Origin of the sequence: Brevibacillus choshinensis (assembly GCF_001420695.1) — a bacterium.
GTDB classification, from domain to species: Bacteria; Bacillota; Bacilli; order Brevibacillales; family Brevibacillaceae; genus Brevibacillus; species Brevibacillus choshinensis.
In genome coordinates this window covers 881717-901927 of sequence record NZ_LJJB01000013.1, presented here as the reverse complement: position 1 = coordinate 901927, position 20211 = coordinate 881717, and the positions used below count along the sequence as shown (strand labels likewise).

The 20211-nt window shown below is 48.5% G+C and carries 16 protein-coding genes; 4 read left to right on the top strand and 12 right to left on the bottom strand.

The window, feature by feature from the left end; all coding sequences use genetic code 11:
- Positions 1–63 precede the first annotated feature (63 nt).
- Positions 64–750, bottom strand: a complete 687-nt coding sequence (locus AN963_RS24530) for a response regulator (protein WP_055747154.1) — start codon at positions 748–750, stop codon at positions 64–66.
- Positions 716–2377: an ATP-binding protein gene (locus tag AN963_RS24525; protein WP_407922563.1), complete on the bottom strand. Its 1662-nt coding sequence runs from the start codon at positions 2375–2377 to the stop codon at positions 716–718. Before AN963_RS24525 ends, AN963_RS24530 begins: the two co-directional genes overlap by 35 nt.
- Before the next feature lie 235 nt (positions 2378–2612).
- Between AN963_RS24525 and AN963_RS24520 the strand changes: the two genes are divergently transcribed.
- Positions 2613–4103: an NCS1 family nucleobase:cation symporter-1 gene (locus AN963_RS24520; protein WP_055747153.1), complete on the top strand. Its 1491-nt coding sequence runs from the start codon at positions 2613–2615 to the stop codon at positions 4101–4103.
- 77 nt (positions 4104–4180) lie between these two features.
- Here the strand turns inward: AN963_RS24520 and AN963_RS24515 are convergent, their stop codons facing one another.
- The 6 genes from AN963_RS24515 to AN963_RS24490 all read right to left on the bottom strand — a co-directional run bounded on the left by AN963_RS24515 (position 4181) and on the right by AN963_RS24490 (position 11674).
- Positions 4181–5893 carry a methyl-accepting chemotaxis protein gene (locus AN963_RS24515; RefSeq protein ID WP_055747152.1) on the bottom strand — a complete coding sequence of 571 codons (1713 nt, stop codon included), beginning with the start codon at positions 5891–5893 and terminating at the stop codon, positions 4181–4183.
- A 97-nt stretch (positions 5894–5990) separates the two neighbouring features.
- A complete protein-coding gene (locus tag AN963_RS24510; RefSeq protein WP_055747151.1) occupies positions 5991–6515 on the bottom strand; it encodes a hypothetical protein in 525 nt (174 codons plus the stop codon).
- An 88-nt stretch (positions 6516–6603) separates the two neighbouring features.
- Positions 6604–7494 (bottom strand): nitrilase-related carbon-nitrogen hydrolase, encoded by an 891-nt coding sequence (locus AN963_RS24505; protein WP_055747150.1) that lies wholly within the window; start codon positions 7492–7494, stop codon positions 6604–6606.
- A 29-nt stretch (positions 7495–7523) separates the two neighbouring features.
- Positions 7524–8909: a dihydropyrimidinase gene (hydA, locus tag AN963_RS24500; RefSeq protein ID WP_055747149.1), complete on the bottom strand. Its 1386-nt coding sequence runs from the start codon at positions 8907–8909 to the stop codon at positions 7524–7526.
- Between the two features lie 102 nt (positions 8910–9011).
- Positions 9012–10289, bottom strand: a complete 1278-nt coding sequence (preA, locus tag AN963_RS24495) for an NAD-dependent dihydropyrimidine dehydrogenase subunit PreA (RefSeq protein ID WP_055747148.1) — start codon at positions 10287–10289, stop codon at positions 9012–9014.
- 38 nt (positions 10290–10327) lie between these two features.
- Positions 10328–11674 (bottom strand): NAD(P)-dependent oxidoreductase, encoded by a 1347-nt coding sequence (locus AN963_RS24490; RefSeq protein ID WP_055747147.1) that lies wholly within the window; start codon positions 11672–11674, stop codon positions 10328–10330.
- Between the two features lie 192 nt (positions 11675–11866).
- Here AN963_RS24490 and AN963_RS24485 point away from each other — a divergent pair, with 192 nt between their 5' ends.
- Together AN963_RS24485 and AN963_RS24480 are read left to right on the top strand one after the other, a co-directional pair.
- Complete coding sequence (locus AN963_RS24485) at positions 11867–12379, top strand: hypothetical protein (protein WP_055747146.1); 513 nt, start codon at positions 11867–11869, stop codon at positions 12377–12379.
- A gap of 9 nt (positions 12380–12388) precedes the next feature.
- The gene (locus AN963_RS24480) at positions 12389–12820 is read left to right on the top strand and encodes a hypothetical protein (protein WP_055747145.1); all 432 of its coding nucleotides are present in this window, start codon (positions 12389–12391) and stop codon (positions 12818–12820) included.
- A 52-nt stretch (positions 12821–12872) separates the two neighbouring features.
- Here the strand turns inward: AN963_RS24480 and AN963_RS24475 are convergent.
- Together AN963_RS24475 and AN963_RS24465 are read right to left on the bottom strand one after the other, a co-directional pair.
- Positions 12873–14044 (bottom strand): IS3 family transposase gene (locus tag AN963_RS24475; RefSeq protein WP_407922562.1). Its coding sequence is split into 2 segments (ribosomal slippage): positions 12873–13771 and positions 13771–14044, totalling 1173 coding nucleotides; the frame shifts between segments, so codons are not numbered across the junction.
- Positions 14045–14279: 235 nt separating this feature from the next.
- Entirely contained in the window at positions 14280–15476 is a 1197-nt protein-coding gene (locus AN963_RS24465; RefSeq protein ID WP_055747143.1) for an iron-containing alcohol dehydrogenase, read from the bottom strand.
- A 210-nt stretch (positions 15477–15686) separates the two neighbouring features.
- On the opposite strand from AN963_RS24465, the gene AN963_RS24460 reads away from it, so the two are divergent.
- Positions 15687–17000, top strand: a complete 1314-nt coding sequence (locus AN963_RS24460; protein WP_152985723.1) for an MFS transporter — start codon at positions 15687–15689, stop codon at positions 16998–17000.
- Between the two features lie 71 nt (positions 17001–17071).
- Here the strand turns inward: AN963_RS24460 and AN963_RS24455 are convergent, their stop codons facing one another.
- Complete coding sequence (locus tag AN963_RS24455) at positions 17072–18007, bottom strand: aldo/keto reductase (protein WP_055747142.1); 936 nt, start codon at positions 18005–18007, stop codon at positions 17072–17074.
- 90 nt (positions 18008–18097) lie between these two features.
- Positions 18098–19927 carry a UbiD family decarboxylase gene (locus tag AN963_RS24450; RefSeq protein ID WP_055747141.1) on the bottom strand — a complete coding sequence of 610 codons (1830 nt, stop codon included), beginning with the start codon at positions 19925–19927 and terminating at the stop codon, positions 18098–18100.
- Positions 19928–20211 lie beyond the last annotated feature (284 nt).

Genomic DNA, 20211 nt, shown 5'->3' with positions numbered 1-20211 from the left:
TTCGTGCATAAGGTCTATTTTGAATTTTGAGAACTTTGTGTTCATATTGTTCATGGACCGTTCTTACAAATAGCGATATTTCCGTTCCGGTCTCCCTACCGTCCCGTAGATTAAATCAGCACGGGCTTTTTTCTCCAGCACGAGGTATTCTAGGTACCTCCTTGCAGTTGTTCGACTCGTCCCTATCTCTTTTCCGATCTCTTCGGCAGAGACTCCTTTTTCTCCCGTTCGCCGGATCGCCTGGATCACCTTTTCCAGCGTGAGCAGATCGATTCCTTTAGGCATCACCGTTTCTCGTGACTTGCTCTGGTTCAGACTTCGCGTCATGATTCGGTCGATGACATCTTGATCGACTTCTCCGGCGTCATTTGTCCTCCACAGATGTTCGCGATAGCTCTCCAGTCGGTCCCGAAAACGTTCAAAAACGAGAGGTTTTACGATATAATCGAACACTCCCCCCCTCAGTGCCTCCTGTACCATCTCCATCTCTTTGGCAGCCGTAATCATAATGATATCCACGTTGCGGTAATGCTGACGGATGTGCCAGACCAGATCGATTCCAAGCATGTCCGGTAAATACACGTCGAGCAATACCAAATGTGGATGTGTAAAGGACAGCAGCTCTTTGGCCTCTGCTCCGTTTGTCGCTGTCGCGATGACTTCAAACCCCTCTATTTTGCTGACGAACCGTCTATTAATATCGACGATCCGTAGATCATCCTCCACGATAAGCACTTCTACCTTGTGCAACGAGACCCCTCCGTTCTTTCGGGAGGGAAACGGTAAAGAGCGCTCCTCCCCATTCACTCTTACTCACTAAAATATAGCCTTTCATTTCCTCGATAATCCCTTGCACTTTTGCCAAACCGAGTCCTCTATGCTCCCCAGGCTTTGTGCTAAAGCCATCCTGAAAGATAGCCTCGCGCCATTTTTCGGGTACACCCGGACCGGAGTCTTCTACCTCAAACAAGATCTCCTCCCCTGTATCCGATAAGTAGCACTCTACCACTTTTTGTTCGACGTTGGACTCATTGACAGCCTCTAGCGCGTTTTGGATCAGCGTACCGAGCAAAACAACCACTTGCTGCCTGTTGATCGATGGTGGGAGTGCTTTCAGGCCACTATCCTGATTGATCTGAAACTGAATCTTCAGTTCTTTTGCACGATTATGCATCCCTAATAGGAGAGCCCCGATGAGAGGATCCGGAATTTGCTTGGCCAAAAAGAGAAGCATTTCCTGCTGGGCTGATGTCTCACTGGTGATGAGCTCAACTGCTTCCTGAATGGAACCGAGCTGCAGCAGTCCAGAGATCGTATACAAAAGATTGTGAAATTCATGAGTTTGGGCACGCAGCACGTCTGCATACCGACGAGTTTGCGACAACTCCGAGACAAGCTTGTCAATCTCTGACTTGGGGCGGAAGCTACTTACGACACCTACTACTTTTTCTCCAAATTTCATGGGAATGCGGTTTACAATAATCTCTTTCCCCACGAGAATGGTTTCCCGGTCCAGCTGATGCTCTCCTGATTCGAGCACTTCCGGCATACGACTGTCAGGCAAAACTTCTGTGATTTCTTTTCGATGGAAATCGTCGTGCGGGAGATCCAGTATGCGAATCGCCGCTTTGTTCATCATCGTGACCTTGTTGTTTCGGTCGATGGCGACAATACCTTCCCGGACGGATTCCAGAACCGCATTGCGCTCCACATACAGCGCTGCTATTTCTTCCGGCTCTAGACCGAGAATGACACGCTTCAAATAGCGGCTCACTCCAATCGCGCCGACAACCCCAAAGAGCAGGGCGAGAATAATGATGACAAACACTTTCTCCTGATAATCACCGATGGCATGCTCAATGTCCTCCAGCAAAAAGCCTACGGATACGATCCCGATGACTTCCCCCTTGTCGTCTTTGATGGGAACTTTCCCCCGCAAGGAAGGCCCTAGACTTCCCACCGCCTTGGAAATATAGGATTGACCATACATGAGACCTAGTTCGTTGTCACCACCTACCATCCCTTTCCCAATCCGATCTGGCAGTGGATGCGCATAACGAATTCCTTCTCGGTTCCCCACGACGACAAATTCGGCATCTGTCTGTTTGCGAATATTTTCGGCAATCGGTTGGATCAAGGCTGAAGGATTTTGAGTTGTAAAAGCGTGGCGCAATTCTGGGTCGTTCGCAACGATTTTAGCCACACTCAATGCCTTTTTTCCCAGTTGTTCCTCAATCGACGACCCAATAATAGATGAAAAGATAGCCCCCATTGTACCAATAATGAGAATAATGACAAAAGTAAACAAGACGATCATTCTGGTTTGCAAAGACAATCGTAATTTGGTTGTTGTCACAAATTTCACCTCTTGGTTCATCTTACCATCCAACCTCTAGATAACGGTAGATTCTTCGTTTTGAAACACGTGAGCTGTCTGATTGACCCTACCAGATCGTACCGGATCAAAAACCTTGTAAATTAAGCATTTTTTCGCGCGAAATTTGTGGAATTAGGTCTTCTTTCCCCCAATATAATGTTACAACTTGTATTCGAGACAAACTGGGGCGGCTGTCCGAATACCTGAATGACTAGTGGAAAAGGAGGGATTTAGTATGAAAACACAGGCGGAATCTGGCGGAATCGTTACGCTTACGAAAGAAGGCGAACAACTGGTGAAGGACAGCCCACTGTACAACGAAGGGCTCCGTCCGACAACCAGAGCTGAGCATACCTGGAGTTCCTACAACTTTGCGAGTCTCTGGATCGGGATGTCGATCTGCTTGCCCACGTACGCTATGGCAGCCGGCTTGATCTCGTTGGGCATGAACTGGTGGCAAGCGATTATCACGATTATCCTAGGGAATTGTATTGTCCTTATTCCAATTCTTCTCAATTCACATGCGGGGACAAAATTTGGAATCCCCTATCCCGTATTCGCACGGCTCTGGTTTGGTTCGAAGGGTGCTCATATACCCGCTGTGGCCCGTGGACTAATCGGCGCAGGGTGGTTTGGCATCAACTGTTGGTTCGGTGGTGCCGCTATCGACACGTTGCTGATGTCCATGACGGGATGGGAGCACGTAACAGGACATTTGTGGATCGCATTCTTTGGCTTTTGGATCTTGAACGTGTGGGTCGCCTATCGCGGTCCGGAAGCGATCAAGAAAATGGAGGCCTGGGCAGCACCGATCCTCATCATCATGAGTCTCGCCTTACTTGTTTGGGCTCTGACGAAAGCAGGTGGCTGGGGCCCCATGCTTTCCGCACCCTCGAAATTTACCTCCACAGCTGACTTCTTGAAGGTATTCTTCCCTGCCCTTACAGGAGCGATCGCTTTCTGGGCTACTATGGCTTTGAACATTCCTGACTTTTGCCGATATGCGAAGAGTCAGAAAGCTCAAGTTGTAGGGCAATCTTCTTCCTTACCTACTACGATGGGGGGGTTTTCCTTTATTGGGGTAGCTGTTGCCTCCGCTACCGTCGTCATTTACGGAGAAGCCATCTGGGATCCGGCTGCAGTTTTGGCTAAATTTTCGCCATTTGCGATCTTCCTCGGTACGATCGGGATTATCCTCGCTACGTTGACTACCAACGTAGCGGCCAATATCGTCGCTCCTGCACGCGCTGTGGAAAATCTCGCCCCACGTCGACTGACTTATGAACACGGTGCCATTATCGCCAGTGTTGTCTCCTTGCTAATGCAGCCTTGGTACATCCTCGAAAATTTTGGGAACTACATTTTCTTGTGGCTCGGTACGTACGGCGCGTTGCTCGGCCCTATTGATGGAATTGCGATCGCCGACTACTGGTTGGTCCGGAAAAGACGAATTCATTTGACGGAGCTGTACAAGACCAATGGTATTTATTCGTACAAGACAGGCTTCAATACGCGCGCACTCTGGGCGATGCTGATCGGGATTGCCATTCCGTTTATCAGTAAATACATTCCGGCTCTCTCCATCATTTGGGATAATGCTTGGACAATCGGCCTGCTCATATCTTTGGTGCTGTACACGTGGATGATGAAGAACGATACAACGATCATGAGTGTGAAAGATTATGAAAAAGTGACGACAAGGACGAGCGAATCGCAAGCTTCCTAGACGGCATCCCTACTAGCAAATGCAAAAGACTGGCGTATCCCAAATGGGACGCCAGTCTTTTGCGTTCGTAAGGAGTTCTACCACTTGAACTGACTAATAGACTCTTGCAGCTCGTGGGAAAGCTGATTGAGATTGTTGCTGGATCGCGCGATTTCCTGCATGGATGCCAGTTGTTCTTCTGCTCCGGCAGATACGCCTTGGGTATGTACAGCGGCTTCTTCTGCCAAACGGTTCATTTCTTCCATGGCAGAAGCTACTTGTTGCACGCTCGCCGACATTTGTTCGGTTGCTGCAGACACATCTTGAATCTGGTCTGCCACTTCCTGAGAAGAGGCTACGATACGCTGGAAGGTTGCCCCCGCTTCCTGTACAACGATCGCTCCTTTTTCTGCTTCCTTCGTTCCATCCTGCATCACATTCACGACCTGTGTGGTCTCGTGCTGGATTTCACCAATCAATCGTGCGATTTCTCTAGCTGATTCTTCTGACTGCTCAGCCAACTTTCGCACCTCATCCGCCACGACAGCAAACCCTCTACCATGCTCACCGGCACGAGCCGCTTCGATCGCAGCATTTAGGGCAAGCAAGTTTGTTTGCGAAGCGATTCCTGTAATGACATCGACGATTTGACCAATTGCTTCAGAGCGAACACCCAGCAGCTGCACCAATTCCGCAGCATGATTGACGGATTGCGATATCGAGTCCATCTGGGAAACGGCTTTTTGGATGTGCGTATTTCCTTGCTCTGCTTCCATAGCGGCTTGCGCAGATGTTTCCGATACAGCACCGGAAGTATCCGCAATACGTTGGATAGCAATGGACATTTCTTCCATCACACGTACACTTTCCTGCGTCCGTTGTGTTTGTACTTCAGAAGCTCCTGCGATCTGTTGTACGCTTTCGATAGATTGTTCGGTAGCATGTGCGGATTGCTCTGCACTTGCCGACAGCTCCTCTGAAGAGGCTGCCACCTGTTCCCCAGCTACTTTAACTTGTTCAATCAGAGAACGGAAATTGCTTACGAGGTCATTAAATGCGATACCGAGCTTTCCTACTTCATCACGGGTCACATAGCTGACGGGAGCAACAGCCAAGTTCCCATGAGCCAACTCTTGCATTCGCTTCGCCACGACTCGAAGAGGTTCCGAAATCATGCGGGAAATCAAATACCCGAGCGCCATGGCCACCACGAGAGAGAGTACACCTACTCCTGCCAAAACCATTACCGCTTTTTGGGAATCTGCTTCATTCGCCTGACGAATTTGCTCAGCTTGTTGCGACTTGTAGTTCGCCCAGGTAAGCTGCTCCTGATTGATCCAGTTGAGAGTCTTATCGGTTGCGCGATAGAACGAATATGCCTGTTGTGGGTCACCGCCCTCAATCATTTTGATCACTTCACTCTGATCACCACGATATTGGGTCAATAGTTCCTGCAGCATATTGACGCTTTCTTGCTCAGTCTGATCCAGGTGGGTCTGTTTCAAGTTCTCGAAAATTTGGTTCGCATCTCCCATGCGTTGCTCCAGCTCTGTTTTATACTCAGCCAGAACAGCTGGAGACGGGTCGAGGATCATTTTATACACCAATCCATCGATCGCACGCATTTCTTGTCGCCAGTCGTTAATCCATTTGACGGGAAGAAGCTGCTCTGCATACATGGATTGAATCCGGTCGCCCGCTACTTTCACATGATAATACCCGGTGAAACCGACACCAACTAAGAACACAGCCATCATAATGATCAGACTAAACAGTTTTGCTCTTGTGCTTAAATTCCGAAAGAGACTCATTGTTGTTTGGCAATCCTCCTGTTAAAAATAAAAATAATGTAGAAAAAGCTCGAATATTGTCTAATCTTACCAAATCACCTTAGACAAGTCGATAGTCTTAGGTGATTTCTCTTAGATCCAATACCGATAAAATGGAAATCCCGTAAATTTGCACCTCAGGCTGGTAGCAAACATAGTAAGTTAGTTCAGGGCTGATCCGGTACTGAAGTCCCCTGTATCCTGCTGCAAGCAGATAAGTACGCACCTCATCTCCAGTCCACTCCAGCCATTCCTGGTAGCCCATCACGTGAGAGCGATGCTCTAAGGACTCGGCAGAGTGCTTGGTACGTAGTGCATCTGTTCGCAACTCATTTTCTCCATAACGCTCGTCCAAACAAAATAAACCGGCCACATCTACTTCCTGGCGCAGTATGGCCGCCCTGTCCCAGACAGTCTCTGCATGACAGATTGCGTACTGGGCTGCGACTTCGGGATTACTCACCAAATAGACACCCGCTCCAAATACTGCCTTAGCACTCGCCCCGTTGACAAAATGGCGTCGCTCTTCGCGTTCATAGCGCTGAGCTCGCACCACCCTCAATGCCTCACCGTACTCCACCCCACGATATACGATTTGCCTCATCCCTGTACTCTCCTCACATTCCAGTGATGGGAACCTCCCTTTCATGCGAAAAGGAGGAAAGCGCTATGTGGCGCTTCCCTCTTTTCCATCAAGGCAGAAGTTTGACCATGTCTTCATACGTTTCTGGACGGCGATCGCGATAAAACTGCCAGGTGTCACGCACCTCATGGATCTTGTTTTTATCCATTTCGGCGACGATCACCTCGTCCTGATCCCGGCTACCGACTGTGACAAATTGTCCGCGCGGATCGACCAGATAGGACTGTCCATAAAACTCACCCATGTTCCATGGCGCTTCCAATCCGACTCGATTGATGGCAGCGACGTAGTATCCATTGGCAACGGCATGTGCAGGCTGTTCCAACTTCCACAAATATTCAGAAAGACCAGCGACAGTAGCAGATGGATTGAAGACGATCTCCGCTCCATTCAGCCCCAATAGCCGTGCTCCTTCAGGAAAATGGCGGTCGTAACAAATGTAGACGCCTACTTTGGCAAATGCCGTTTCAAACACTGGATAGCCCAGATTCCCCGGCTTGAAGTAATACTTCTCCCAAAAACCGTATCCATTGCTACCCACGCCAACGTGAGGAATATGCTGTTTTCGGTATTTTCCGAGGTACGTACCATCTGCATCGATAACGGCAGCAGTATTGTAATAGGTGCCGATTCCTACCCGCTCGTAAACCGGCAGGATGACAACGGTACCAAGTTCGCGTGCCAACGAGGAGAATAACTGTACAGTAGGTCCATTCGGCACTTCCTCAGCGGCTTCGTACCATTTGGAGTTTTGCTCGGAGCAAAAGTAAGGACCGTAAAAGATTTCTTGGAGGCAGATGATCTGCGCTCCTCTAGCAGCGGCTTCACGCACCATTTTTACGTGCTTTTCAATCGCCTTTTCCTTATGGAGATGAACAGGCTCATCTCCATTTACATCGTTCTTTGCCTGGATCAGCCCGATGCTCACTTTATTTACCATCCGTTCCCTTCTCCTTTCTATACCCTATCCTACGGACGCGTAAACCTCGCCCGTTTCAAATATCGTCCAGCGCCTGCCTGACCGACAAACTGCTTGTCGCGTACCACAAAAGTACCCCGCGACAGCACCGAAATGACTTCACCGTACACTTCTTTTCCTTCAAAGGGGTTGTAGTCTACGTTCATATGGTGCGTCGCTGCAGAAATGGTTCTCTTCACAGAAGGATCAAACAGCACAATGTCCGCATCCGAGCCAACGGCAATGGTACCCTTTTGTGGGAACATCCCAAACAGTTTCGCTACTTTAGTCGAGGTGAGGTCCACAAACTGGTTGAGGCTGATTCTTCCTTGTCGTACCCCTTCCGAGAAGAGCAACGTCAGACGATCTTCGATGATAGGCCCACCATTTGGAATCTTCGTGAAGTCGCCTCTTCCCAATTCCTTTTGACCTGCAAAGTTAAATGGACAATGGTCTGATCCAACGGTTTGCAGAATCCCATTTTTCAGGGCGCTCCAAAGCACTTCCTGGTTCCACTTTTCTCGCAACGGTGGTGACCAGACGTATTTAGCTCCTTCAAAATCAGGTTGATCCAAATCCGTGATATCCAGGACGAGATACTGCGGGCACGTCTCCCCATAGACATTCCAGCCTTTTTCCCTTGCCTCTGCAATCCTGCGTACAGCATCTGCGCATGAAACGTGCACGACGTACAGCTGCGCATCTGCCAGAGCTGTCAATGCGATCGCGCGACCAGTCGCTTCACCTTCTGCCTCTGGGGGTCTCGTGTAGGCATGATAGATCGGATCCGTATTGCCCTCTGCCAGCGCCTGCTTGGTCAAATAGTCAAGTACATCTCCATTTTCGGCATGCACTTGGACGAGCGCTCCCAATTCTTTTGCACGGATTAATGTTTTGAACAACGTCTCGTCATCTGCCATCAGGACGTTTTTGTACGCCATGAACACTTTCAGTGAAGTAATTCCCTCATTGGCAACGACGGTCTCCAGCTCCTCGAGGATCTGGTCGTTCGCATCAGAGACCATCAAGTGAAAGCTATAGTCGATCACAGCTTTGCCACGTGCTTTTTCGTGCCAGGTGGCTATCGCCGATTGTAGGGATTCCCCTTTATTTGTTAAGCAGAAATCAACGATGCTCGTTGTTCCACCGAAAGCTGCTGCCTTGGTACCTGTAAAGAAATTGTCCGAGGTAACGGTCCCACCAAACGGCATGTCGAGATGCGTATGTGGGTCGATCCCTCCAGGCAGCAAATAACAGCCCGTCGCATCAATCTCTTCCGCACCCGTCGTGTCGAGATTGTATCCGATCGCGACGACCTTTTCTCCTTCTACGAGAACGTCTGCCTGATAGGTATCTGCAGCCGTTACGATAGTCCCACCGCGAATCCATTTTTTCATGCTTGCCCCTCCCTTTTCATCCTTGGTCTGGGCACATTAAGACGTGCCTTCACTAGTACAGGCTATGCGGCCTGCTTCGAAAAGATTACGTTTGCCTGATTCTCAAGCCTCACTCGAACCATTGGCAGCCAATGCTGCCTGTCTCTGATTCCAACTGAGCGGTGGCAGATCATTAGGGATTTCCACCATATCGATAGTACCCTCCACTGGACATACGATGGAGCACAGGTTGCAGCCTACGCAATCATCTTCGCGTACGATCAAACGTTCCTTTCCTGTCACCTCGTCCGCGATAATGTCAATACACTGGTGAGACGTATCTTCACAGGCGATGTGGCACTTGTTGCAGTTGATACAGGTCTCCTCGTTAATTCGTGCGACCACCTTGTAGTTGAGATTGAGGTGCCCCCAATCCGAATAAGTAGGAACCGCTTTGCCTACGATGTCCATGACCGAGGCAATCCCACGCTGGTCGAGATAATTGCTCAGGCCATCGATCATATCCTCCACGATTCGGAAGCCATGGTGCATCGCAGCAGTGCACACTTGTACGCCCGTTGCTCCCATTAATAAAAACTCAACAGCATCACGCCAATTGGAAATACCGCCAATGCCAGAGATTGGAACACCTACCTGAGCATCACGCGCGCATTCGGCCACCATGTTGAGGGCGATTGGTTTGACCGCTGGGCCACAATAACCGCCGTGCGCTCCCTTGCCATCCACATGAGGAACAGGGAGCCATCTGTCCAGATCCACTCCCATTAAGCTGTTGATGGTGTTGATCATGCTGATCGCATCAGCGCCTCCTTGGGAAGCAGCCCTCGCCGTAAACCGGATGTCGGTAATGTTTGGTGTTAGCTTGACGATGACGGGTGTCTGGGCCACTTCCTTAACCCATTCCACCTGTTGCCGAATCAAGTCTGGGTGCTGTCCGACAGCCGAGCCCATTCCTCGCTCCGCCATCCCGTGCGGACAGCCGAAATTTAATTCCAGCCCATCTACCCCGATAGCCTCTACCTTTTTCACGATTTCGTGCCAGGCCTCCTGTTTGTGCTCGACCATCAAGGAGGCAATCAGCGTATGCTTTGGAAATCGTTTTTTTGTTTCATCCATTTCTTTCAAATTGACCTCAAGCGGTTTGTCGGTGATCAATTCGATGTTGTTAAAACCAAAGACGCGCTGCCCTCCGAAGTTCAATCCCGCAAAGCGCGATGTAACGTTGATAATTGGTTCCCCCAGGGTCTTCCAGACTGCCCCGCCCCATCCAGCTTCAAACGCGCGCTGTACCTGGTAGCCAGAGTTGGTCGGTGGTGCGGAAGCCAGCCAAAACGGGTTGGGGGATTGTATGCCTGCCAGATTGATGCTAAGATCTGCCATGATCCGTTCTCCTCCATTTTTTCGAGATTTCTTCTTCCTTAAATCGGATGCTTTTGGTCGGTCAAAGCGCTGTGGATGGCATGTGCCGCACGTTTGCCATGATTGGCTGCATCTACGACCATCGCGTCTGTCTTCCCTCCACCGAAAATGATATCCCCCGCCGCAAACACTTTCGGGTTGCTCGTCCGGTAAGTGGTATCCTCTACCGCAACGACCCCGCTACGATGCTGAATGCCGAAAGCATCTATCATCGATACATGTCGTTGCTGGCCGATTGCTTTCACTACGTAGTCTACTTCGATGACAAACTCGCTTCCTGCGATAGGTACCGGACGCTTCCGCCCCTTGGCATCTGGTTCCCCCAGCTCCATCCGCGTCAATTCCAATCCTTTGACACGACCATTTTCAGCAAGGATGCGTGAAGGTGCTACCAGCCAACGAAACTCCACGCCATCTTGCTTGGCAAATTCATATTCGAACTGATAACAGGACATTTCATTCACGGTACGGCGATACAGGATCTGAACGTTGTCTGCACCCAGACGCTTCGAACAGGTAGCAGCGTCAATTGCTGTATTTCCAGCTCCGATGACAACGACTTTTTTGCCGACCATGTCATTCGCCAGTGGCTTTGTCTTTGTCTCTTCGACTAATGTAATGGCATCCAGCACGCCATCCAGGTCTTCGCCATCTATCTGCAAATCAGGTACATTCCCCATACCTGCGGCGAGCAGTACCGAGTCGTAGTTAGCCAGCAAGTCTTCCGCCATTACGTCTACCCCGATTTTCGTGTTTGTACGGATTTCTACACCGAGTGCTTCGATCTGCTCTACTTCCCACAAGGAGATTTCTTGCGGGAGACGGAAGGAAACGATGCCATAAGTGTTCAATCCGCCTGCTTTTTCTTTGGCTTCGAACATCGTCACCTGATACCCCAAACGTGCGAGCTCTCGTGCTGCCGACAAACCAGCTGGTCCTGCCCCAATAATGGCGACGCTTTTCCCATTTTCCTCGCCTTTTTTAAATAACGTCGCGTTGTTTTGGATGGCCCAATCTGTCGCATGCCGCTGCAAAAGTCCGATCATGATTGGCTTCGAGGCGTGATTGAGTACACAGGCACCTTCGCATAACTCCTCAGTCGGACAGACGCGGGCACAGCTCGCTCCCACCGGATTGGATTCCATGATCGTGCGTGCCGATCCGTACAAATTCCCCGTGGAGATTTTTTTAATAAAGGAAGGAATGTCGATCGACGTCGGACAAGCCTTGATACAGGGTGCATCATAGCAATACAAGCAACGGTTTGCCTCATCGATGGCTTCCTTCGGTTTTAACGCCGGTACTACTTCCCTGAAATTGTTTTGCAATTCATTCGGGACGCCCATCTCTTCACAACCTCCTTACCAATTCTCCAAATATTTGTTTGCTTGCTATTAATCAATGTGTAAAAAAACGATTTTATGATTGTTTCATTCTCTTTTGGAATACAGAATGTACGAAATCATTGCACAGCTATTGGAATGAATGATTTCAACTGCGAATATGTTGAAACAAACAAAGTGGGAGGAGGACAGAAGATGAAAGATTACGAACAACAGATTGCCCGACTTCAAAATCAGATTGCGGAGCTCTCAGAGCAGCTAGAGCTACTCGAGATGGAGCACCGTGCCTACAACGACCAACGTCAGCGTCGCCTGTCCTACCTCTCCTCGCGCGAAATATTAGATCTGCTCGTAGCCCGCCAAGGTCGAAACGGAAGCATGGCTACCATCAAACGGTGGGCAGACAGTGGTTATCTCGGAGAGGTCGTCGATGAACGTGACTGTTTTCCTCTGCTAGAAAGTAAGCAAGGAAACAAACGATTTCTGTATCCACGCGATGACGTATATCGTTTTCTATATGAAAAAGGGATGCTTTGCCCAGCCTTTGACATTTTGGATCGCGTCCAGCTCATTGTGCCAACCGGGAACAGGGGTGCTTTGGTCACCTCCATCAATAGAGAGGAAGATCGCTTTCGTTATCAAGTCCAACTGGAAGAAACGGGAGAAGTGGTAGAAGCAGTGGCCGAAACTGATTTGATACTCCCGTAAGGAGGCACTATGGAACTGGCAGTGATCACTCTGGAAAATACGATTACCAATCAGGAAATCTCGCGGAGCATACGCGATCTGCACAAAAAAAAGGGGCAGCCCCTCGCCATTCGATTTAGCGAAGAACTGACCCATATTATTCTGGAAGCGCCTTGCCTCTACGTAATAGACCCCGATCAGTTCGATAATAAGACGGTCATAGACGGTCAACTCCGTCACAGTTCCGGCTGTTATGAACTCCATCCAAGGAGTAAAGGGAAGACCATCAATCTTCACCTTGATTCCGAGTTGGTAGCCGAGCTGGAATTAATCCGTTCTCGTGTCAACAGCAAGACGCAAAGTGAAGTGATCCGTGAACTATTTATTCGGGGAATGCGCTCATATTTAGCGGAGGAAGAAGAAGGTCAGACAGAACAGTCTGAGGCGAAATCTGAAAAATAGCCCCAACGGAGTGGTCATAACCCTGTCAAGTAGACTGTCTAAAAACCCATAGTTACGCGGCGATCGCTTTCCGATACTCAATCGGGGAACGGTCGCCAAGTTTTTTCTGAAAACGATTCTGATTATAGAAGGCAATGTATTTTTCAACAGCTTGATTTAATTCCACATGTGTTTTTGGCGAGCATCGATACATCATTTCTGTCTTTAGATGTGAAAAGAATGATTCGATACAGGCATTATCTAGGCAATTTCCCCGTCTCGAATGACTTCCTAGTACTCCGTACTCATCCAAACGTTTATTGTAGTGTCTGGAAGTGTATTGAAAACCTTGGTCCGAGTGTAGGATGGAACCGTTCATTTCTCTTCCCTTACAAAGACTATCTACTGTGCTCATCACAAGTGACAAATCGTTTTGGGAAGAGACCTGCCAAGCAACGATTTCGTTATTAAACAGATCCTGCACAGCAGATAGGTAAAAAAAACGTTCTCCGACTCGTAGATAGGTGATGTCGGTTACAAGCTTCTTGAGAGGTGCTTCAGCTTTGAACTGTCTCTCCAGACGATCCGGGTTCACAACTGATGCCTGTCTGCCAAAGAATCGCCTTTTTTTGCGAATTACTGAGCGAATGCCTAATTCCTTCATCAATCGATAGACACGCTTGTGATTGATTTGTAATCCTTCTTTGCGTAGGGCAACTGTTATTCGTAAGTAACCGTAATAAGGATGCACGCGATGGATACTTAAGATATGTTCCTTTAGATTGACTTCCTTTTCGCAGCGTCGAACAGCTGACTCTTTGGACTTTCTCCATTTGTAATATCCCGCACGGGATACTTTTGCAAAACTGAGTAACCATGATAATCGATATCTGGTTCGCATTTGTTCAATGATTGAGAACCTTGCTTTCTTCGAAGTCACTCCCCGTTTAGATTTGGATATCGCTTTTTTAGATATTCATTCTCCGCTTTTATGTAAGCTAGCTCTTCCTCAATGCTTGTGAATTTGGTTTTTGGACGCCCTTTTCGCCAGGTTTGATTAGATCGAGAAGCTGTCAGTGTCTCCCCAATACGAACCTTATTAACCCAGTTCAACACCTGTCTTTTTTCTGGAATACCTAATCTTCTGGCGACTTCTCTAGACGATACTCCGGACTCGTAAAGACGTACCGCTTCCATTTTTTCCTCTTCCGTATAGACCTTATATGTCTGTCCCTTTTTAGCCATAAAAAATCCCCTCTGGTCAATTGTGTCTTACCCAATTGTAACAGTGGGGTTTTAAACACAGTCAACCATGAGGGGATATTACCAGAGATCACTTGGGGTTCTTTCGTGTATATAAAGGCCCAAAGGATCCTCCCTGAAATCTGTGCTCCTTTGAGTAGGATGGATCTAAACGCGTCCCAGAATTCCGTCGCTTCTCACTCCCTCCTCTTCTACGTGTACGTTATAGGAAAATCGCTCAAGCAAACTGGGTACTCGTCAGTTCATAATCGTAGCTTTGTTGATACAATTTCATGATTTCCTCATGGCTCGGCACAATGGGATTATTCGCTGGACTTCCACTTGCCAAAGCATCAGTCGCCATTTTTGACAAAGATCGCGCAAAAGAAACTTTGTCAATCCCCCATGCTTTCATGTTCGGAATGTGGAGGTCTGTACACAATTGCTTGATCTCCGCAATCGTGCGGTCTGCTGCTTCCTGTCTTGAGAAACTCTTCCACTCAGGATGGAGGAAGCAACCAATATCCGCCAGCTTTTCCGCGGCGCTGTCTCTCGTATAATCCAGAACCACCGGCAAGAGCATCGCGTTGGAAATGCCATGGGGAACATGAAAAAGGGCGCCGATCGGTCGAGACATTCCGTGTACCAGTGTGACAGACGCGTTTGAAAACGCCGCACCCGCTAACATCGCTCCCAAAGCTACTTTTTCTCTGGCCTCTATGTCTTCCCGATCTTGATAGCTGCGCAACAAATTTTGCACGATCCGTTCAATAGCCGTTAGCGCAAAAGTATCCGTCACTGGTTGCGACTTGCGAGACAAGTACGCTTCGACCGCGTGACACAGTGCATCTACTCCGGTAGCAGCAGTCACGGCGGGCGGACACGAAAGGGTTAATACCGGGTCGACGATTGCGACTACCGGCAGTAGTTCTGGCTGGGAAATCATCATTTTCACCTGAGTCTGGGTATTTACGATAACCGTTACCTTGGTGACTTCAGAACCTGTTCCCGCAGTAGTCGGACAGGCAATAAGCGGAAGAGGCTTTGTAGAAAACAATTTTTGAGCACCCATGTAATCTCCGATGTACCCTTCGTTCGTCGCCATGACGGCTACAGCCTTCGCGGTGTCGATGCAACTCCCTCCCCCGACCGCTACGATCACATCACATTTCTCTTCTATACATACTGTCAAAGCTTCTTGTACATGAAGGTCAGTCGGCTCCGAATCAATTCCTGTGTATGTAACAGAGGCAATACCCTGCTCCTGTAAATACGTTTCACAAAGTGTTACGTTCCCTACTTTTTCCATAATCGGATCACTAATAATCAGTACTTTTTTCCCCAGCTCCGCGGCTAGTATCCCTACTTGGCTAAATGAATCGCGACCATATAAGATTTTCCCTGGCATGACCAATTGATGAAATCCATGGAACATGGCGACCCTCTCCTCGTTCGATTCAGGTATTTTTTTAAATATATTTTATCTTCAGTCTTTATGCCGACTTTTCCTATTCATCCCTTCAAAATACATCTGCTGGAAAAGAATCCGACTAAAAAAATACTCCGATCGGTCATACTAACAGCACAAACCGATAGATTCCCTGTACGGAGTTTCTCACATCGGTATTTTCACCAGGAGGTAGACATGATTACTCAATCCGATGAGCGTATTCAGTCCAGGCGCATTACAGCGAACATTTTTAAGGGATCTATGGGAAACCTCATTGAGTGGTACGACTGGTACGTCTACTCTGCCTTCGCTGTGTATTTCTCGGAAGAATTTTTCCCGAAAGGTGACCCGACCAGCCAGCTTCTCAATACGGCAGCGATTTTTGCCGTCGGCTTTCTCATGCGGCCGATCGGTAGTCTACTGATGGGCCGTTACGCTGACCGACGAGGGCGACGTTCCGCTCTTACTTTGTCGATCACGATTATGGCAGGAGGTTCTCTGATCATCGCATGCACCCCTAGCTATAGCTCCATAGGGGTACTCTCTCCGATCATTCTCGTGATCGCTCGCTTGCTGCAAGGGCTCTCCTTGGGTGGAGAATACGGGACTTCCGCCACTTATCTATCCGAAATGGCCAGCAGCGGACGTCGTGGATTTTACTCCAGTTTTCAATACGTCACACTTGTCGCCGGTCAGATGGTTGCCCTCGGAGTGCAGATCATTCTGCAGCTGATGTTGAGTGAAGAAGCCATGACAGCGTGGGGCTGGCGTATTCCTTTTGTAATCGGTGCGATGGGTGCTCTGGCTGTCTTGTGGCTTCGCCGCTCCATGGATGAATCCGAACAATTTGAGAAAATGGGTTCGGAAAGCAAGAAAAAGGCCGGGACTCTCCAAGCTCTGATGCAATACCCAAAAGCAGTATTTACCGTCGTTGGTCTGACACTCGGTGGGACAGTGGCGTTCTACACATACACGACTTATTTGCAAAAATTCATGGTCAATACAGTCGGTCTAGACAAGAAAGCCGTCAGTTGGATTAACTTCATAGCCTTGCTCATCTTTGCCCTGATACAGCCTCTCGCTGGTATCCTATCAGACCGAATCGGGCGTCGTCCTTTACTACTCAGCTTTGGCATTTTTGGAACACTCCTAACGGTTCCGCTGTTTTTACTGATGGAAGGAGCTCACAACTCCATCGTTGCCTTCCTGCTCATGCTTCTGGGCCTGGTCATCATTACTGGCTACACTTCCATCAACGCCATTGTCAAAGCAGAGCTGTTTCCAACCGAGATCCGTGCACTCGGCGTGGGATTCCCTTACTCTCTCACCGTAGCCATATTCGGGGGGACAGCGGAGTTCGTTGCGTTGTGGCTGAAGAGCATTGGGGTCGAATCCCTCTTCTATTACTACGTATCTCTCTGTATCTTTATCAGTCTCATCGCGTACTGGCGAATGGGTGAATCATCAAAGGCATCCCGAATTGAAGCGGAATTGGGTCACAGAAAGTAACAGATTGGGAAAGTAAACAAAAAAGACGAGGAGCCTCTACAACAGCTCCTCGTCTATCTATGTAACAGAACTTACCCCTGAAAAACACGGCTGATTTTAGCGATCTCTTCCGCGGTCAGACGCACGTCAAGTGTCTTTAGCGTGTTCGTTACCTGCTCTGGTTTTTTCGCCCCCGGAATGAGGGTATCGATCGCGTCCACAGTCAAGTACCAAGCTAGAACGATGTGAGCGACCTCCACGTCTTTGGCAGTCGCAATCTCCCGTAATTGCTCGACCTTTTCCAGATTGCTTGCAAATTCATCCCCTTGGAACATCGGATTTCTGCTGCGGCCGTCCGCAAATGTCGTATCTTTCGTATATTTGCCGCCCAATAATCCAGCTGCAAGAGGGAAATACGGTACAAAAGAGATTCCTTGCTCGGCACAATACGGTAAAATTTCTTTCTCGACGCCACGTTTGAACAGGTTGTATTCCGATTGCAGGACATCTACATGACCGTCCACATTCGCCTGTCGCAGTTGATCGATAGAAAAGTTGGAGACGCCAATCGCTCGTATCTTGCCCTCTTCTTTCAACTTCACCAGTGCGCCCACTGCCTCGTCTTTCGGTGTCGCTTCATCTGGGAAGTGTATGTAAAACAGATCGATATAGTCTGTCTGTAAACGTTTTAAGCTCGTCTCAACAGATTCTTGCAAAAACGCAGGTGAATTATCAAACACAACTTTACCATCGACGAACTTATGCGCACCCTTTGTCGCGATCACTACATCCTGACGATTACCTTTTTCTTTCATGACTTCACCGATCAATTCCTCAGATCTTCCTGGACCATAGATATAGGCCGTGTCGAGAAAATTGATCCCGTTTTCCAAGGCCGTACGAACGACATCTCTTCCGGTTTCATCACTGAGGTTCGGATAAATATTATGTCCGCCTACTGCATTTGCTCCCAGTCCGATGGGATTTACATACAGGTCCGTTTTACCGATGCGTGATTTCTGGGTCATTGAGATGTTCAGCTCCTTTGGCTTTTCTGGTATAATCCGAATCCGCTTCACTTCACAAAATCTGATTGTACTAATGGGAGAAGTGAGGTATTACAAAATTCCTTCCAAACTCGCCCCTTTTGCAAACAAACGCTCGATGTTCTTCTCTACTGTCGGATCTGGGACCAGTGGTGGTGCATGATGAGGCTTCATACGGGCATCAATGATCACATTGTCGCATGCCCAGTGCTTGTTCTCGTAATAGCTGTTTACGCCGTGAATGTCATGGGATGGATTGCTGCGCGTAAATGTCGCCCACAAAAAGTTATTGATCGTAGCTGTCATAAACTCACTATCATCGCAAAGAATAATCATCGGGCAGGAAGGGAGTCCTCCTCTTTCCCGAATCGCTTCGCTTAGCGCATTCATTTCGTTTTGCGTCTGTTTTTCATCCACATATTTCGGTCCTTGCATCGCTACGATACCTGGCATGACCAGACGAGCCCCGGTAAAATCACGAAGTTCTTTGAGGGCGTCCGGCACCTCTGTGCAAAGGTCTCTTTTCTTGTCTCCATAAGCAGCGAAGATGACTTTGGACCCGCTATTCAAACCTGTTCCCGAATAGTCGAGCGTATCGATTGTCGTGTTCGTCTGGAAATGTATGTCGCGGTGCAGATCAATGCGCTCCAAAATGTAAGTCAAAAATTCTTCTTCGCGATGGGTGTCCAAGCGTTGATTTTCTTCCGCTGTAATAAACAAGTACTTGGCGAGACTTAGTTGTCCCGTCCCCAAAATCCGGTTGGAGATCGTGAGTAGCTCAGTCGGTTGCTTGACTTGTTGATACGGCGTGTAACGCTCGCTACCAAGGGCGAACAGCAATGGATGGACCCCCGCAGCATCTACCGCATGGACTTCTTTCACTCCTGGGATTTCTTTTACGATGGCATCCCCTGTCAGTTCGTGAATCAGTGCACCGAAGGATGTGTCCTCTTGAGGCGGTCGACCAACAACAGTGAAAGGAAAAATCGCATTTGGTTTCGCATACACCTTGTGTACTTTCAGCACGGGAAACGGATGCGCCAGACTGTAGTAGCCCAGGTGGTCACCAAACGGTCCTTCTGGTTTCGTTTCACCCGCGTAAATTTCACCGGTAATGACAAAATCAGCGTCGTTACTGATACAAAAGCCGTCGATATAGCTATGCTGAAAACGGCGACCTGCCAACATTCCTGCAAAGGTCAACTCGCTCATCCCTTCAGGCAAAGGCATCACCGCGGACAACGTGTGGGCTGGAGGGCCTCCAATAAAGCAGCTGACTTTTAGAGGGGCTCCCATTTTGTTTGCCTTATCCTGATGAATTCCAATTCCACGGTGAATTTGATAGTGCAGGCCGATTTCCTTATTCAGCTCATAGTCGTTGCCATTGAGCTGCACCCGGTACATGCCGAGATTGGAATTCATGATGCCTGGCTTCTCCGGATCCTCCGAGTAGATTTGAGGCAATGTGACAAAAGCCCCGCCATCCATCGGCCAGCTCTGTATGAAAGGAAGATCAGATATGTTAATTTCATGAGTGGTGACAGGCTGACCGCCCGATTGTTTCTCCGGAAGGGCTTTCCATGCTGCCAAACCGTTGCCGACATGTTTAAAAGGATTCTTCAGCGCTTTCATCGGATCGTTGCGTAGAGCGATCACATTTTCTACTGCGTTCCATGTATCGCGAAAAATGAACTTGCTGCGCTCGATGGTGCCAAAAAGATTGGATACCGCCCGATACTTGGAACCTTTTACGTTTTCAAATAATAGGGCTGGTCCCTTGGCTTCATATACTTTTAAATGAATGGCCGCCATCTCCAAATACGGATCTACTTCTTCTCGAATCCGAACGAGGTGTCCATTTTTTTCCAAGTCAACGATGCATTCCTCTAAATTGCTGTACATCTATCCAATTCTCCATTCTCTAGAAAATAGCTGACCCTTTATCTGAACCTTTGTTCATAGTGATGTTCTTGTATCTATCATACCTCATGAGGTAACTCACAAGTCTATTGAATACAGTTAAAATGAATTTTTTCGAGTTGTCAAACGATGTCGATAACAAAAGACCCAAGCCCTTGACTGAGACATGGGTTGGACCATTGCGAAAGTATGATTACAGAAAAAGCACCTTTCAAGTGTCGCTCGCTACCCGCTTTCGCCGGTGACACGACTCCTCAAAAGATGCT

Bases quoted from the DNA above. Each gene is read 5' to 3' on its own strand.
- AN963_RS24510 (WP_055747151.1), bottom strand. From the start codon at position 6,515: ATGAGGCAAATCGTATATCGTGGGGTGGAGTACGGTGAGGCATTGAGG.
- AN963_RS24485 (WP_055747146.1), top strand. From the start codon at position 11,867: ATGAAAGATTACGAACAACAGATTGCCCGACTTCAAAATCAGATTGCG.
- AN963_RS24450 (WP_055747141.1), bottom strand. From the start codon at position 19,927: ATGTACAGCAATTTAGAGGAATGCATCGTTGACTTGGAAAAAAATGGA.
- AN963_RS24490 (WP_055747147.1), bottom strand. From the start codon at position 11,674: ATGGGCGTCCCGAATGAATTGCAAAACAATTTCAGGGAAGTAGTACCG.
- AN963_RS24455 (WP_055747142.1), bottom strand. From the start codon at position 18,007: ATGACCCAGAAATCACGCATCGGTAAAACGGACCTGTATGTAAATCCC.
- AN963_RS24505 (WP_055747150.1), bottom strand. From the start codon at position 7,494: ATGGTAAATAAAGTGAGCATCGGGCTGATCCAGGCAAAGAACGATGTA.
- AN963_RS24465 (WP_055747143.1), bottom strand. From the start codon at position 15,476: ATGTTCCATGGATTTCATCAATTGGTCATGCCAGGGAAAATCTTATAT.
- AN963_RS24460 (WP_152985723.1), top strand. From the start codon at position 15,687: ATGATTACTCAATCCGATGAGCGTATTCAGTCCAGGCGCATTACAGCG.
- preA (WP_055747148.1), bottom strand. From the start codon at position 10,289: ATGGCAGATCTTAGCATCAATCTGGCAGGCATACAATCCCCCAACCCG.
- hydA (WP_055747149.1), bottom strand. From the start codon at position 8,909: ATGAAAAAATGGATTCGCGGTGGGACTATCGTAACGGCTGCAGATACC.
- AN963_RS24525 (WP_407922563.1), bottom strand. From the start codon at position 2,377: ATGAACCAAGAGGTGAAATTTGTGACAACAACCAAATTACGATTGTCT.
- AN963_RS24480 (WP_055747145.1), top strand. From the start codon at position 12,389: ATGGAACTGGCAGTGATCACTCTGGAAAATACGATTACCAATCAGGAA.
- AN963_RS24520 (WP_055747153.1), top strand. From the start codon at position 2,613: ATGAAAACACAGGCGGAATCTGGCGGAATCGTTACGCTTACGAAAGAA.
- AN963_RS24515 (WP_055747152.1), bottom strand. From the start codon at position 5,893: ATGAGTCTCTTTCGGAATTTAAGCACAAGAGCAAAACTGTTTAGTCTG.